Raw genomic sequence first — 14,975 nt, 5'->3', positions numbered from 1 at the left:
CACAGTATGCGGTCCCTTTTCTCATGTCTTAGCTGTTTTTTTCGATTGGGAACGTTTTTGATCCCAATTTTATACGTTTTTGTCAAGTGCCCATGCGATATCGATACAGTCATTCTCTACTTTCATGGTACGCATTCCCGCTGGCTATGCTACAATAATAACGGATTACATTCATTCTCATTTTTTATTTTTAAAGGAGGCTTTATTGCATGAGAGACCAGGTCTTTTCTATTTTACAGGCTGTCGGTCGCAGCTTCATGCTGCCTGTAGCCATACTACCTATCGCCGGTCTGCTTCTCGGTATCGGCGCGTCTTTCACAAACGCCACAACCATCCAGACCTATGGATTGGAAAACATTCTCGGGAATGGGACCATCCTTCATTCCCTGCTCACCATCATGAGTGATGCCGGCAACATCATCTTCGGCAACTTGCCGATCATCTTTGCCGTCGGCGTCGCCATCGGCATGGCCAAACAAGAAAAGGAAGTCGCAGCCTTGTCGGCTATGATTGCCTTTTTCGTCATGCACGCATCGACGAGTTCCGTCTTAAAATTGACGGGCAAGGTACTCGCCGACAATACCGTTTCCCCGGACGTCCTCGAAGGTACCATTGCCAACATCAACGGTATCATGTCCCTTCAAGAAGGCGTTTTCGGCGGCATCATCGTCGGTATCGGCGTCGCCTACCTGCACAACCGCTTTCATAAGATTGTCCTGCCCGATGCCTTATCGTTCTTCGGCGGCTCCCGTTTCGTTCCAATCATCTCGACCGTCGTCTACATGTTCGTCGGCATTGCCATGTACTTCATCTGGCCTGTCGTCCAGAACGGCATCTTTGCCCTCGGCGGTTTGGTAACCGGCACGGGATATGTCGGGACCCTCATCTTCGGTATCATCAAACGTGCCCTCATTCCGTTCGGCCTGCACCATGTCTTCTACCTGCCCTTCTGGCAGACCGGCGTCGGCGGCTCCATGATGATCGACGGCAAGCTCATCCAGGGCGGCCAGAACATCTTCTTTGCTCAGCTGGCCTCGCCGAACGTCGCTCATTTCAGTGCCGATGCAACGCGCTACTTCTCCGGTGAATTCATCTTCATGATTTTCGGTCTCCCCGGCGCAGCCCTTGCCATGTACCGCACGGCAAAACCGGAAAAGAAAAAGGTCGCCGGCGGCTTGCTCTTATCCGCAGCCTTGACGTCCATGTTCACCGGTATTACCGAACCGATTGAATTCTCCTTCCTCTTCGTCGCACCGATGCTGTTCTACGTCCAGGTCATCCTGGCCGGCGCAGCCTACATGATTGCCCATATCCTGAACATCGCCGTAGGCCTTACCTTCTCGGGCGGTCTCCTCGACCTCTTCATCTTCGGCATTCTGCAAGGCCAAGACAAGACGAGCTGGATGTACATCATCCCCGTCGGCATCATCTACTTCTTCCTGTATTACTTCATCTTCACCTTCCTCATCAAGCGCTTTAACTTAAAGACACCGGGCCGTGAAGACGATGATACGGCAACGAAGCTCTACACCAAAGCCGATGTCAAGGCCCGCGATGCCGCAGCCAAAGAAAGCTCAGCTGACAAGGCTTCCGGCGATGCCGTCAGCCAAACGATTACTCAGGCCCTCGGCGGCAGCCAAAACATCACCTCTGTCGATGCCTGCGCCACCCGCCTGCGCTGCACTGTTGCTGATTCCGCTCTGGTAAACGACGCAGCCCTGAAAGCAACCGGTGCCGTCGGCGTCATCAAGAGAGGTACCGGCGTTCAGGTCGTCTATGGTCCTCAGGTTGCCGTCATCAAATCCAATCTGGAAAATTACCTGGCAACCAATCCCCAGGACGGCCCCATCGAAGCCGCCCCGGAAGCCGCCCCGGAAGCGGCACCGGTTGAAGAGCCGAAAAAAGAAACAGCTCCAGAAAAATCAGACGCTGAAAAACGCTACTTCAACTCGCCATTCACAGGAGCCCTCCATCCGATTACGGAAGCTCCGGATGAAGCCTTTGCCGGAAAAATGACCGGCGACGGATTCTTCGTATATCCGGAAGATGGCGTAGTCTATGCACCGGAGGACAGTACCGTCACCTTCGTCTTCGATACGAAACATGCCCTCGGCATGACCACCGCCGACGGCGTCGAATACCTGCTGCACATCGGCATCGACACGGTCAACCTTAACGGCCAGGGCTTCAAAGTCTTCGTCGAAAACGGCCAGGAAGTAAAGAAAGGCGATAAACTGATGGAATTCGATGATGAATACATCAAAGCCAACGCGCCTTCTGACGCTTGCTTATGCATCTTCACCGACACGGACCAAGTCCCGGAAGTACACCTCGCTGCGAGCGGCAAGGTAAAAGCCGGCGACCAGGCTGTCTATTTCTAAGCCGATTACTAAGATAAAAAAATGAGATGCCCCTTCGGGAGCATCTCATTTTTTATACCCTTAATAGAGACTTTTATAGATTTCGTAAACGTCGTCATAAGACAAGGGAACAAAGTTATGGGCCATCAATCGGCCCTGGTTTTCCATGACCGACTTGGCAAATTCAGCCAGTTCCGCTTCCTTCACCCCGTATTCATGAAGGGCTTTCTTCGGCAGGATGACGTTAAGCAGTTTTTCCAGCTCATCATAGACGCCATCGGCATCGCAGCCTAAGATAGCCGCAATAAAGGCGTTGAGCCGGGCAATTTCCCCATCCGATTTAATCGTCATGTAATGCTTCATGACGCCGGTAAACATGGCGTAATTCGATTCACCGTGGGGCACGTGGTAGTTCGCTCCCAAGGGATAACTCATAGCGTGAACGGCAGCACAACCGGGAACGCTGAAGGCGATGCCGGCCCAGGTGCTGGCCAAAAGGAAATCTTTCATCAAGGGAAGGCGGGCTTCCGGACCGTGGTCGCGGATCTGTAAATAACCGCTGAGGATTCGTTCAATGGCCTGATAGCTGAAGACGCGGAAACTGGCGCTGGAATCAGGCGACAAGGCCGATTCGACAGCATGGACGAGAGCATCGATAGAACTCGTCGCAAAGACGGGAAAGGGCAGGGTCTTCAATAACTGGGAAATGAGGACGGCCTTATCGGCATAAAGGGCGTTACTCGCAATCCCCTTTTTCGTGTGGCGGCTGATGAGGGCCATGACCGAAACGTTGGTCACTTCACTGCCTGTGCCGCACGTCGTCGGAACCAAGATCAGTTCCCTTCCTTTTTCAATGGCCGTCTTCCCGTCAAAGAGGTCGAGAATCGGGCTGACCTTCTTCAAAACGAATAACTTACAAAGGTCCATGACCGTGCCGCCGCCGATGCCGATAATTCGTTTCACATCAGCCGGTATATCTCGGTAAATGGCTTCGGCCATCTCGTCAGACGGCTCGCCGCTGCCGTATTTTTCCTGAAAAAGAACGTGGCAGGGAAGATTCAAGACTTTAAAATTCGGTTCAAAAATATACTCATTGGTAATGATCAGGTCCCCTGCTCCCAGGTGAAAATCGGAAGCAAAGTCCCGGCACGTATCATAAGAGTAAATCGTCGGTTTAAGCTGTAATTCAATCATTCGAACAGACTCCTTTCAAAAGCAGTATGGCTATTATCTACAGTGTACAAAAATGCAAAGCGTTTTTCAACCGTATCGGCTCCATGCCATCCGTGATATAATATACCTATTATGGGAAAGGACGGGTTCTGGTGTTCCCTCTGGTCTTCAAAACCAGCGTGAGGGGTTAACAGCTTCTCAGGTGGGTTCGATCCCCCTTCCCCGCCATAATAAAGAGATTGCGAATCCCTTGTTGAAAAGCATCCATCCGGACAAGCCCCTAAGAACAAGATAGAAGACAACAAACAGCCCTTCCCGATTCGGAAAGGGCTTATTCTTTTAAGGAAGAACCGCTATATCGACGGTCAAAATTTTTGACCGGCCTTATCTTTTTTCAGCCACTCAATGAGGACATCTTCACGCCGTCTCTCGATGTTCTCCAGTTCTTCAGGCGTCCAGGGATAAAGACCGGTCCCCGTTTTAGCACCGAGGCGGCCTTCATCGACGCACTGTTTCAGGAGAGCCGCGCCTTCCTTATCGTCGGCCAAGTCGGCATTCAGATAGGCGGAAATATTGTAGAAGACGTCGAGACCGCCAAGATCGGCCGTTTCAAGAGGCCCCGTAACGCCGAGCCGCCGTCCGATACCGTATTTACAAATAAAATCAACCGTTTCTGCCGTTGCAATCCCGTCCTGAACACAATGAATGGCCTCGCGAAGGAGGGCAAACTGCAGGCGGTTACCGACAAAGCCTGGTGCTTCTTTTAAGAGCGCCGCCGGCTTTTTCCCGATTTTTTCCATGAGCTTCCACGTAATATCCACCGTTTCTCGGCTCGTCTTTTCACCGGGAACGACTTCCACCAAGGGCATGAGGTACGGCGGGTTCCAAAAATGGGCGACGACAAACCGTTCCGGATGGTCCAAGACGGACGACACTTCCGTCGGCGAGAATCCCGATGAATCGGTCGCAAAAATGACGTCCGGTGGAAGATATCCTTCTAATTCCCGGTACACCTGCTGTTTAACGACCATATCTTCAGCCACCGATTCAATGACAAAATCGGCATCACGGGCGGCTTCTTCAATCGTCGTAACGCCGTGAATCCGCTTCACCAAGGCCCTTTCCTCTTCATCAGTCAGCAGTTCATTAGCCTTCATAATGGCCAGCGTCGCCCGAATATTCCCCATAGCCCGTTCAATACTGGCATCCTTGCGGCCAAACATGTTTACGTCATAGCCATGACGGGCAAAGTCAATGGCCGTGCCAAAACCCATGGTGCCGCAGCCTAAATTGCAAATCCGTTTAATCTCGTTTACTTGTTTCATATCGTATCTCCCGTTCGCTGTGATATGCCGGTGAATGGGCCAAGACCGCGCAAAACCGGGTAAGCCACCATCTTACCGGCCTTATAGTATATATAATAAAGGACCGGCCTGTAAATCTCAATATAAAGATGAGTGAACACCGCCTAAAGCATAGCTGCACTACACAAAGACAGCGTAATCATCTGCACCGAAGGCTGCCGCCCCCCCTTTATAGAAATAGAAGCCTCCAAATCATGGTAAAAGGGCGGTTTCTCCAAGATTCGAAGGCTTTTATTTCTATGAGCAGGTTTTATCTATGAGCTTTTTAAAGGAAGGCCGGCGTGTGAAACCGACCGACAAAACTTATTTTTTCATAACTCGTGCTTTTCCGTCAGTTACCAGCTTGTCGTGCTGGTTGGTAACGGTAGTCCGGAATACAATCCGATGTTTGGCGTCGTCTTTTTCAATGCATTCAACCGTTGCCGTCAAGGTATCTCCATACAATACAGGCGCTAAAAAGCTGAGCTCCTGGTTCATGTAAATCGTATCGATACCGGGCAGTTCGGTTCCCAGTACAGCCGAAATGAGACCGGCTGAAATCATACCGTGGGCAATGCGCTGCTTAAAGAGCGAATTCTTTGCAAATTCCGCATTGACATGGACCGGGTTGAAATCGCCCGTAACCCCGGCAAAAGCATACACGTCGTGTTCAGAAATCGTCTTCGACACCGAGGCTCTGTCGCCTACATGGATGTCATCGTACGCAATATTTCTTGCCATCATATCACCTCCTTAAAAGAATATCTATACTTCTAAGCCCATGGGCTTATCTTCAAAAATACGACTGTCCATCAATTTGACATCCTTCATGATCGGCTTAAATTCCATGTGAGCCAATACATCTTTTTCTAAATCGATGCCCGGTGCAATTTCAATCAGTTCCATGCCTTCCGGCGTCAATTTAAAGACGGCTCGCTCCGTAACGTACAGCACGGGCTGTCCGACAGAATTGGCATAATCGCCGCTGAAGGTGATTTGTTCGACCTGTTTCAGGAACTTGTGGTTATGTCCCTCCTGATCGATGATCAATTTTCCGTCCCGGACCGACTCTTTCAGACCGCCGGCCGTAAAGGTGCCGCAATAAATGACCTTTTTAGAGTTCTGCGTAATGTTGATGAAACCGCCGCAGCCGGCAACACGGCCTTTGAACTTGCTGACATTGATATTCCCGTGCGCATCGGCTTCAGCCAGGCCCAAGATAGCCAGGTCGACGCCGCCGCCATCGTAAAAGTCAAACTGGTAGGGCTGATCGATGATGGCATGGGCATTGGTCGCGGCCCCGAAGCTTCCGCCGCCGGCAGGAACACCGCCGATCGTACCGGCTTCCGTCGTCAAGACCATGCCTTCAACACCTTCTTCTGCGGCAATGGAGGAAACGCCTTCGGGCATACCGATACCGAGGTTTACGACGGCATCGGGAATCAATTCCATGGCGCAGCGGCGGGCAATGATTTTGCGGTTAGTCAGTTCCATGGCCGGCAGTGAATCGACGGGAACTTTCAAATCGCCGTTAAAGGCCGGATTGAATTCATGATCCCAAGTCATGAGATGATCGGCTGTATCGCTTTGAACGATATAATCGACGAGTACGCCGGGAATCTTAATATCTTTCGGATCGAGGGTGCCGCGAGCAGCGACTTTTTTGACCTGAGCAATGACGATTCCGCCGCAGGCATGGACGGCTGCCGCAATGGACAGGGCTTCGCCGGTCCCGATTTCTTCTTCCATGGAAATATTGCCGTCCTGGTCCGCTGTCGTGCCCCGGATGATGCCCACGTTAAGGGACAGGGGCTTATACCAAAGCCATTCTTCGCCCTTCATATTGACGACTTCCACTAAGTCTTCCGTCGTCTGAGCATTTAATTTTCCGCCTTCTAAGCGGGGATCGACGAAGGTGCGCAGGCCGACCTTGGTAATCGTCCCCGGACGCTGGCCGGCAATATCCCGAAACCACTGGGAAATCGTGCCCTGCGGGAAGTTATAGGCAGCTACTTTATTGTCCATAACCAGCTTACCGATGCGCGGCGTCAAGTTAAAGTGACCGCCGACAATGCAGCGCAGCAACCCTTCTTCGCCGAGATGATTAAGTCCTCGTTCACCGCCGTCCCCTTGACCGGCGGCAAAGACGACGTTTAAATCTCGGGGCGTGCCCGTTTCCAGATAAGAAGCCTGGATTGCCTTCAATACGGCTTCGGGGATAATCCCGCCGACAAAACCGCTGGTAGCCAAGGTAGCTCCATTTTCAATCTTTTGCACAGCCTCAGCAGCTGTTATAAATTGTGCCATATCAACATCTCCTTTATCGTAACTAATCTATCCGTTAGTGAAGGCCTGTAACCGAGTAAATAAGGATGACTACAAAAACGGCAAAGGTCTTCAAGAGGGTAATTGCAAAAATATTTTTATAAGAACTCCGATGAGTTAATCCGCAAACGGCGAGCAAGGTAATGACGGCGCCGTTATGAGGCAGGGTATCGAGACCGCCAGACGCCATGGAGGCTACGCGGTGAAGGATTTCAGGACCCATGCCGATAGACGAGGCCCATGCCAGCCAGTCTTGGGACATCAATTCAAGGGCAATGGCCATACCGCCCGAAGCAGATCCGGTAATACCGGCCAAGGTCGTGACGCTGATCGCTTCCGATACCAACGGCGTACCGCCAATATGGATGTTGATCAAAGCGTGGGCTACGTGGGAAAAGCCCGGAAGCTGCGAAATAACATTGCCATAGCCGACTTCTGATGCCGTGTTCATGATGGCCAAGAGAGAACCGATGGCACCGGCATTGAGAATCTTGGTCAGGCGGTCGATTGATTTAATCTCCCCTTTACCGATGATAAGGGCTAAGAAAATCCCGACGACCAAGGCGATAATCAAGGACCAGATGCTGGCAACATTTTTAACCTGAGCCACGACGAGAGGCACGCCCTTCATGGACTGGAAGGGTTCGAGAATGGCCGGATGCCAAATGACGATTTCCGTAATGAGGAAGTTAATGACCAAGACCGCCAGCAAGGGAATACAGGCTAATTTCCAAGAAACCAAGACGGCATCCGGATTGTCTTCCGGTTCATTGACGGTATGATTCCCGTAGCCTTCCCCATTGGCGATGGCCTGTTTCAAGCAGCGGGTAAGATAAACGAGGCCGCCGCCATAGATAATGCAGGCACCGATGATGCCGGCGACAGGAGCGGCATACAGAGTCGTTCCGAAATAAGCCGTCGGGATGATATTTTGAATCTGCGGCGTCCCGGGCAGGCAGTCCATCGTCGCCGTGAAGGCGCCTAGGGCGATGATCCCCGGAAGTAAGCGTTTCGGATAATTCGCTTCCTTGAAAAGAGCAGCCGCGAAAGGATAAACGGCAAACACGACGACGAACAAGCTGACACCGCCATAGGTTAAGAGAGATGCTGCAATGACGATCGACATGACGGCTTTATGCGGTTCTTTCCCAAGGCCGGTAATGATCGCCTTGGCAATGCTTTTAGCCAGGCCCGTGTCTTCCATGACCTTACCAAAGATAGCGCCTAACAGGAAAATCGGGAAAAAGGACTTAATATAAGTGACGGCCTTGCCCATAAACAACTCCGTATAGGAAGGCATAATGGCCAGCCCCGATAATGAGGCAGCCAAGAGAGCCATAATGGGAGCCATCATGATAACGGAAAAACCGCGGTACGCAAAGGCAATCAATCCCAGCAAACTAAGAATAATAATGATTACACCAAAATCCATACGTATCACTCCTCATCGAATTTTTAAATCATTTTGTTATTAAGCTTGGCCCGAGATAAATGTTCCTTATTTCACATATCCAAATAAAAGGATGGGAACACGGACCGGAAGGGACGAACCTTCATGGGGTTCAAAGCATTACTTGGTTTATCACACGTGTAAATAATTGAGATTCATTTCTCGTATGCTTTTGTTGCCTACATCGTATCATCGCTGCTATGCCTTTGTAAAATACATCGATTTCATCCCTGTAATGAATAAATTTCACGTAAAAAAGCACCTGACTCCGAAGAGTCAAGTGCTAAAAAAATCAGATGTGCAGCTTCGATTTTTGAACTAAATCCAAAAAGAGTTTCATAGGTGTACTCAGAAATTTCTCCTGATGGTACGCCGCTAACGGAATCCAAGGAAGGGACGGATTACTGAGACGCAGGGCTTTTACTCGCTTACTGCAGAATTTTTGAATGATCGGCTTCGGTAAGATGGTGACTCCCTCGCCATGAGAAACGGCTTCTACCAATAAGTCCCATTGTGCGCTCTCCCTTTGAATCTTAGGCGTGAATCCGGCTTCCTTGCAAGATTCCACCATGCGGTCGTGAAGCATGAAAGATTTGTCGAGCGAAAAAAACGGCTGGTCCTTTAACTGGGAAAAAGAAACGGTATCATAATTAGCCAGGCGGTGACTCGTTGAGACGACACAAACCGCTTCCGACTCCATAATGGGGATTTTATTGACCTCCGGATGGTCAAAAGGCTCGATGATAATACCGATATCGACGGCACCGGCCTGTATCAGTGAAAAAACGGTTTGGGCTCCGATTTCCGTAATTTGCAGGGTGATTTCGGGATACATCTGCTGATATTGATGTAAAAGCGAATGAATGACCGTTACCGTAACAGGCGGTATCCCGAGAATCAACTTTCCCCGCTGACTGTGCAAAAGAGTCGCCAGCACTTCCGTTTCAGCCTGATAATTCGATACGATTTTGACGGCACTGTTGTAAAAAATTTCGCCGGCAGATGTCAATTTAAACTTACGAGCCTTACGATCGATGAGTTCCGTATTATACGTCTGTTCCAGATTTTTTATGGCCTTACTGATTGTCGATTGGCTGATAAAGAGAGATTCCGCAGCTCGGGTAATACTGTTTTCCCGCACGGTCTCGATAAAATAGGAAAAGTGGTTGATGTTCATAAGCATGCCTCCTTCTATATAAAATATGTCATCAAATCATTTTTTGACAATTCCCCATCCGAAAAGCCGGCATCAGTATAACCGTCGACGCAAATACAATCATCAGCTCCATGAAAATAGTTCATCCTCCCCATATAGTGAAGGCTGTCACCGAGATGACAGCCTTTTAATCAGTTTTCAAGGGCTTCTATCATCGACTCGAAAGCAGGTACATAATAGCGGGTAATCCGCTGCACCTTCGCCTCTACAGGTTCCGTACAGTCCGGACGGTACCGATCTTTCAACATGGACAGCCAAACCGATTCATCGACAAAGAGATGCCGTTCGTAAGCATCCAAAATCAATTCCTTCGGGGTCAACGAAATGGCAAGCGAGGGATTACTTTCCGAAAGATAATCGCGAAACACCTGCTGTCCCAAATCAAACTCATCCATAAACCAATGAACAATGCCGTGCAAAATAAATACATTCGACAAATCCTCTTTCTGTAAAGAAGAAAAATCGTTCAAGCCTTGTGAAAACAGATCAATGGTTTTCATAGACTCACCACCTTTTAACCATCTTATATACTTATCGTATAAAATAAAGGTTATAATTGCAAAAGACTTTAATTCATCAGCGGCTATACTTTTTTTCATCCATATGACCCATCTTGAATCCGGAAAAATCGAAGACCTATCCCTCCATTCCATTTTCATCGGATTATCCATGACGACATCGCAAGTGATAAAGCAACAATAGTAATTATACCATTAATCACTCCCTATGTATTTGCATAAATTAAAATTTCAATTGCGATTTATTTATGAGAGCGTAGTCGTCATTTAATAGCAACACCATAAGATTGTCTAAAAAACCTCTTTATCTGCAATCCTTATGTATATCTTTATATGGTCCGGGTAGACGCCTCCATCTAGTGAGCAGAAAAAATAGTTCCAAAATCAAAAGGGGACTCCAAAAATCGGAGTCCCTTTTTGAGCTTTACCTATTCAATTTATACACTTGGCGTTACGGTCTATCAGGTGATGCAATTCGCCCCTTATCCGCCGCCGGTCCGAAAATACGATAGTTTTCCTCTCTCGCAGTAATATGACGAGCATCGATAAACTCGAGGATTAACATGGATGCTTTTCGGCTGGAATGCGTAGCGTCCCGAAAATCCCCCAACGTCATTTTCCCATGTTCATTAAGGTAGTCATAGATAATATCAATGGCCTCTTCATACCTTTTTTTGGCAATGATATATTCAGGGGTCAAGAATATGAACTCTTCCCCTTGTTTCAATCGGGCCAGTTCCGCAATATCTGTTCCCGGTAGTATTCCATCATCAATTTTCACCGGATTAAATCCAGCGTCATCAACCATGTTCTGCAATTGTTTCAGCTGCTTCTTTTGCGCCTCCGTCAATTGAATCTTAAAGGAAGAGGCGGCTATATACTTTCCGTCCAATCGACAAGATTGATCTGCCGTCAACAGCGGAATCAACGCAGAAATTTCCTTATCCGGAATCTGCTTGGAAAACCGAGACCGGAACTCTTCCAAAGGCATTCCCGCCCGCAGCGGGTATTTATGATGATAATTGAGCAGCGCTTGTACAACCTTCCCTCTCAAAGATTTATAGGTATCTTTATGTATATATCCCTCTTTCATAGGGATGAGGATCCCCTCTGTGACCATACGGTTAACAGTGTCTGCTACTTCTGCTTTCGATATATGAACATATGCAGCCAAGTCATCCTTCGTGGCTACGATATTTTTAGTATTGATCAGAAAATCGCTAATAATCGCATCAAGATTCCCCTCCTCTTTAGTTTTAAGACTATCCAGTACATCTTGGTGAAACCTCCGATGCTTATGCGGAGCCGCATCAAGAACTTCACCACCACCAATCGTCATCATCGGGGAATAAGAGCGCAGGACAAATCGATCTCCATTTTTCACAAAAACAGACTCTTCCATTCGCAGCTGCAAAAAGCCTTCATGGCCCGGCTGAATACAATCTTCTCCGATAGGAACGATTCGTCCCATGACTTCCCGTGTACCGATCAGCACACGAACGCGGTCCCATAAGCCCATCGCAACCGGAGAGGTTTTCAAACACTGAACTTTGACGTCAAGCATCCACGATTCTTTTAAAGACGGTGATGACGAAACGACGTCGCCGCGTCGAATATCTTCAAGTCCAATATTGGCTAAATTAATGGCAGTACGATGCCGAGAGCCGGCATGCTTCACATTTTGTTCATGGATTTGTATGTTCCGTACCTTCGTCTTTTTAAGTTCCGGATATACATATAACTCGTCACCAATCCCTACCGTACCATCTAAAAGGGTACCGGTTACAACCGTCCCGAACCCCTTGACGCTAAAGGCTCGGTCAACATTCATGCGAGCTTCCCCTTTTTCTTCCATAGCCGGATTTCGTTCTGCCCATTCTTGAATCTTGGTCTTTAAAGTTTCAATACCATTCCCACTGACAGCATCGGTCTCTACCATATCGGCATCCTTCAATACGGTATCAGACAGCTGTTCTCGAATATCTTCCCGGACCAAATCCCGAAGTTCTGCATCAACGGTATCTACCTTCGTCAATACAATAATAAAATCACGAACGCCTAAAACGGTAAGGATGTCTATGTGTTCCCTCGTCTGAGGCATTACGCCTTCACCGGCATCAATAACGAGCAGCACCAGATTAATGCCCGGCAAGCCGGCCACCATGTTCTTTATAAATCGTTCATGTCCGGGGACATCGACGATTCCGACCCGTTGTCCATTCGGTAAATCCAAGTAAGCAAAGCCCAGATTGATAGACAGGCCTCTTTTCTTCTCTTCGGCCGTCGTGTCGGTTTCAATCCCCGTCAAGGCCTTGATCAGTGTCGTCTTTCCATGGTCGACGTGTCCCGCAGTTGCAATTACTAAATATGCCATCCCACATCATCCTTCCCCGACTTTATACATAAAAAAGGGGATGTCCCCTCTAAGCGAGATATCCCCTTTATAAATTATTCGGCTACGGCCTTCTTTAAGCCTTTGCGGACATATGTGAAACTGGTATAGATAACAACAGCAATGATGATCCATGTCAGCAGTTTCAAATCCATATTGACAATGATGTTGGTCGCAATAAGAACAGCTACTATCCCCGTCAGGGTAAAGCACAAGCTGATTTTTCTTGCATAGCTTCCTGCTGCAATAAATTCTTTACCTGCAACAGGCATTAATGCCGCCGCAGACCCCATCATGACGGGAAAAGCGACAATCGGATTCATGCCTAACATAAAGACCATTACCATGCAGGGCGCATATAAACCGCACCCCAATGTCATCAAAGCACCAAAAACAAAGTTCAAAACAATGGCAATAATTAATTTCGCACCATCTAAGCCGACAGCCGTATTACCGCTTCCCAAGAAATCGACGAACCCAACTTGTTTGCCAATCATAAGGATAGCCGTAAACAAAAGGGCAATACCTAAATAAAGTTGAACTTTTCGTTCCGGAAGTTTCGGAACCAACCGGCCGCCAATAGCAGCACCTGCAATGGCTGCAAAGATAAGCGAAAACAGCGTAAGCGGTTCAACTTCAACATTTTTAATAAAGATATACGCTTCCATCATGACAGGAACTGTAAAAGCAACATTCAACGTTCCCGGCAGCAATCGGTCATGTTCCAACTGTTTGGTCACATTCAACAGCATCGTAGACGTTGCAAAGCTCCCAATCCCGAAAACATCAAAAAAGTCTACCACAAAGCCGATGATGCAATTTACAATCCAGCTTCCATGACCCAGATCATGGCGATGTGCGTATAAATCGCGAATATAGAAAAACAGAAAATAAATCAATAAGACAGCTAATAAGCCAAGCAAAATGTGTACAATCATAAGGTTACCTCCCGTTTTCTAAAGCGGCATGTTTTCGTATAACCAACTTGATTGCAGCTAGGGCTTTAATAGCATCGACATGCGCAACGGCATTTTCACCGATGATCTCGGTTTCTCTGCCGTCAACAGACTTATTGATGTCCAATACACGCTTGGTGTATTCATTTTGGACTACAAAGTTTGCCTGCTTGCCAATAAATTTGAGACCGACAACGCTTATCCCCCGTCGTCCTATTTGTTCCAGTGTGTTAACAAAATCAACGTCTGAATTTCCCCATCCGTCTGCGGAGACCACAGCGCCATCGCACTGCATCCCTTCCAGCCAGGCAGCCACGCGCTGTCCGACAAGATGTTTCATCCGGTTATCCTGCGGGGTTCCAACTACAATAACACCGGCAAAGTCAATATCAGGATCTCCTGCAAAGACGTTTACTAAGGGGTCTTCAAAATAATGTTTCGTCGTCTCTTTCGTAGAAGGACCTATACCCATGATTACGCCTCCTTTCTCTAGACCATAGCCCGCAACATTCCGTCACGAATCTCGTTGGCCGTAAGAAAAACAGGCATATTATTCATGTCAATAATGGAAACTCCTCCCGCAAATCCGCTCGGTTCAAAAGGAAAGACCATCGTATCATACATCGCACCTTGCCCGGCAACTTGTCGAACGAGTGCTACTTTCGGTTTTCCCGGATGCGATACTTCTTCATATTCATGGGTTTCGACAGCATCGCGCCCATCCATTTCCTTCAACATCACCCGTATATGCTGGATATAATCATCAGCAAGAGCAAACATTTCCAAGCAAAGCTTTCGGGTTAAAATACAATCTTTTTTAGCCAACATATCGATTACGATCAGGTAATCATCCTCTTTAGGCGTCCCCGGGCGTCCCCATTTGACATGATCATTTAATAGGCCTTCTGTCGACCCGAACTCATGCATCTGTTCGCCATCACGAATCGCCCCGCACAGGGCCACGCATACCCCGGTCAGGGTATGCGTAATGCCTGTACCGGGAGTTCCCAAAACCTTTGTCGATATAGGAATAAAATCCATAATCGTATTCGTTTCGAGATCCCGACAATGCGGTGGCAAGACATGAATGGTCAGTTGTTCAATGTCGGGGCAATCGTAAGAGAATGTTGTTGGAACTTGTAAACGATCCGGTTTCAGCTCAAAACGAGCTCCCACAGTAACATCCTGCATGTGAAATACTCGTATACGTAACGATTCGCCTCGCATTATCCCACCTGCTTT

Annotated in this window: 12 protein-coding genes and 1 tRNA gene; 2 read left to right on the top strand and 11 right to left on the bottom strand. The window is 48.2% G+C overall.

Features of this window, described 5'->3' with window-relative positions:
- Positions 1 to 209: 209 nt before the first annotated feature.
- On the top strand, positions 210 to 2,381 hold the full coding sequence (locus UCI88_RS06255) for a PTS transporter subunit IIABC (RefSeq protein WP_256179607.1): 2,172 nt from the start codon (positions 210 to 212) through the stop codon (positions 2,379 to 2,381).
- 60 nt (positions 2,382 to 2,441) lie between these two features.
- Here UCI88_RS06255 and UCI88_RS06250 read toward each other — a convergent pair whose 3' ends face one another.
- On the bottom strand, positions 2,442 to 3,554 hold the full coding sequence (locus UCI88_RS06250; RefSeq protein WP_256179606.1) for a 4-hydroxybutyrate dehydrogenase: 1,113 nt from the start codon (positions 3,552 to 3,554) through the stop codon (positions 2,442 to 2,444).
- A gap of 113 nt (positions 3,555 to 3,667) precedes the next feature.
- Between UCI88_RS06250 and UCI88_RS06245 the strand changes: the two genes are divergently transcribed.
- A tRNA-Sec gene (locus tag UCI88_RS06245) sits at positions 3,668 to 3,761 on the top strand.
- 137 nt (positions 3,762 to 3,898) lie between these two features.
- On the opposite strand, the gene UCI88_RS06240 is transcribed toward UCI88_RS06245, so the two are convergent.
- From UCI88_RS06240 to prdD, 10 genes are all read right to left on the bottom strand, one after another.
- Positions 3,899 to 4,858, bottom strand: a complete 960-nt coding sequence (locus tag UCI88_RS06240) for a 3-hydroxyacyl-CoA dehydrogenase family protein (RefSeq protein ID WP_330024132.1) — start codon at positions 4,856 to 4,858, stop codon at positions 3,899 to 3,901.
- A 342-nt stretch (positions 4,859 to 5,200) separates the two neighbouring features.
- Positions 5,201 to 5,620, bottom strand: a complete 420-nt coding sequence (locus UCI88_RS06235) for a MaoC family dehydratase (RefSeq protein WP_225068762.1) — start codon at positions 5,618 to 5,620, stop codon at positions 5,201 to 5,203.
- Positions 5,621 to 5,641: 21 nt separating this feature from the next.
- Positions 5,642 to 7,183 (bottom strand): acyl CoA:acetate/3-ketoacid CoA transferase, encoded by a 1,542-nt coding sequence (locus UCI88_RS06230; RefSeq protein ID WP_256179604.1) that lies wholly within the window; start codon positions 7,181 to 7,183, stop codon positions 5,642 to 5,644.
- 34 nt (positions 7,184 to 7,217) lie between these two features.
- Complete coding sequence (locus UCI88_RS06225; protein WP_044505312.1) at positions 7,218 to 8,633, bottom strand: GntP family permease; 1,416 nt, start codon at positions 8,631 to 8,633, stop codon at positions 7,218 to 7,220.
- A 310-nt stretch (positions 8,634 to 8,943) separates the two neighbouring features.
- The gene (locus UCI88_RS06220) at positions 8,944 to 9,828 is read right to left on the bottom strand and encodes a LysR family transcriptional regulator (protein WP_330024128.1); all 885 of its coding nucleotides are present in this window, start codon (positions 9,826 to 9,828) and stop codon (positions 8,944 to 8,946) included.
- Between the two features lie 170 nt (positions 9,829 to 9,998).
- Positions 9,999 to 10,367 (bottom strand): nucleotidyltransferase substrate binding protein, encoded by a 369-nt coding sequence (locus UCI88_RS06215; RefSeq protein WP_044505310.1) that lies wholly within the window; start codon positions 10,365 to 10,367, stop codon positions 9,999 to 10,001.
- Between the two features lie 469 nt (positions 10,368 to 10,836).
- The gene (gene selB / locus UCI88_RS06210; protein WP_256179602.1) at positions 10,837 to 12,759 is read right to left on the bottom strand and encodes a selenocysteine-specific translation elongation factor; all 1,923 of its coding nucleotides are present in this window, start codon (positions 12,757 to 12,759) and stop codon (positions 10,837 to 10,839) included.
- A gap of 74 nt (positions 12,760 to 12,833) precedes the next feature.
- Positions 12,834 to 13,715, bottom strand: coding sequence for a TSUP family transporter (locus tag UCI88_RS06205; RefSeq protein WP_256179601.1), 882 nt, complete (start codon positions 13,713 to 13,715; stop codon positions 12,834 to 12,836).
- Between the two features lie 4 nt (positions 13,716 to 13,719).
- The gene (locus UCI88_RS06200) at positions 13,720 to 14,205 is read right to left on the bottom strand and encodes a glycine/sarcosine/betaine reductase component B subunit (RefSeq protein ID WP_256179600.1); all 486 of its coding nucleotides are present in this window, start codon (positions 14,203 to 14,205) and stop codon (positions 13,720 to 13,722) included.
- Positions 14,206 to 14,222: 17 nt separating this feature from the next.
- On the bottom strand, positions 14,223 to 14,960 hold the full coding sequence (gene prdD / locus UCI88_RS06195; RefSeq protein ID WP_256179599.1) for a proline reductase cluster protein PrdD: 738 nt from the start codon (positions 14,958 to 14,960) through the stop codon (positions 14,223 to 14,225).
- Between the last annotated feature and the right edge of the window lie 15 nt (positions 14,961 to 14,975).

Source organism: Megasphaera massiliensis (assembly GCF_036305205.1).
In the GTDB taxonomy this organism is placed as follows: domain Bacteria; phylum Bacillota; class Negativicutes; order Veillonellales; family Megasphaeraceae; genus Megasphaera; species Megasphaera massiliensis.
Note: the sequence above shows the minus strand (reverse complement) of the source record. Positions and strands in the feature narration are given on the sequence as shown.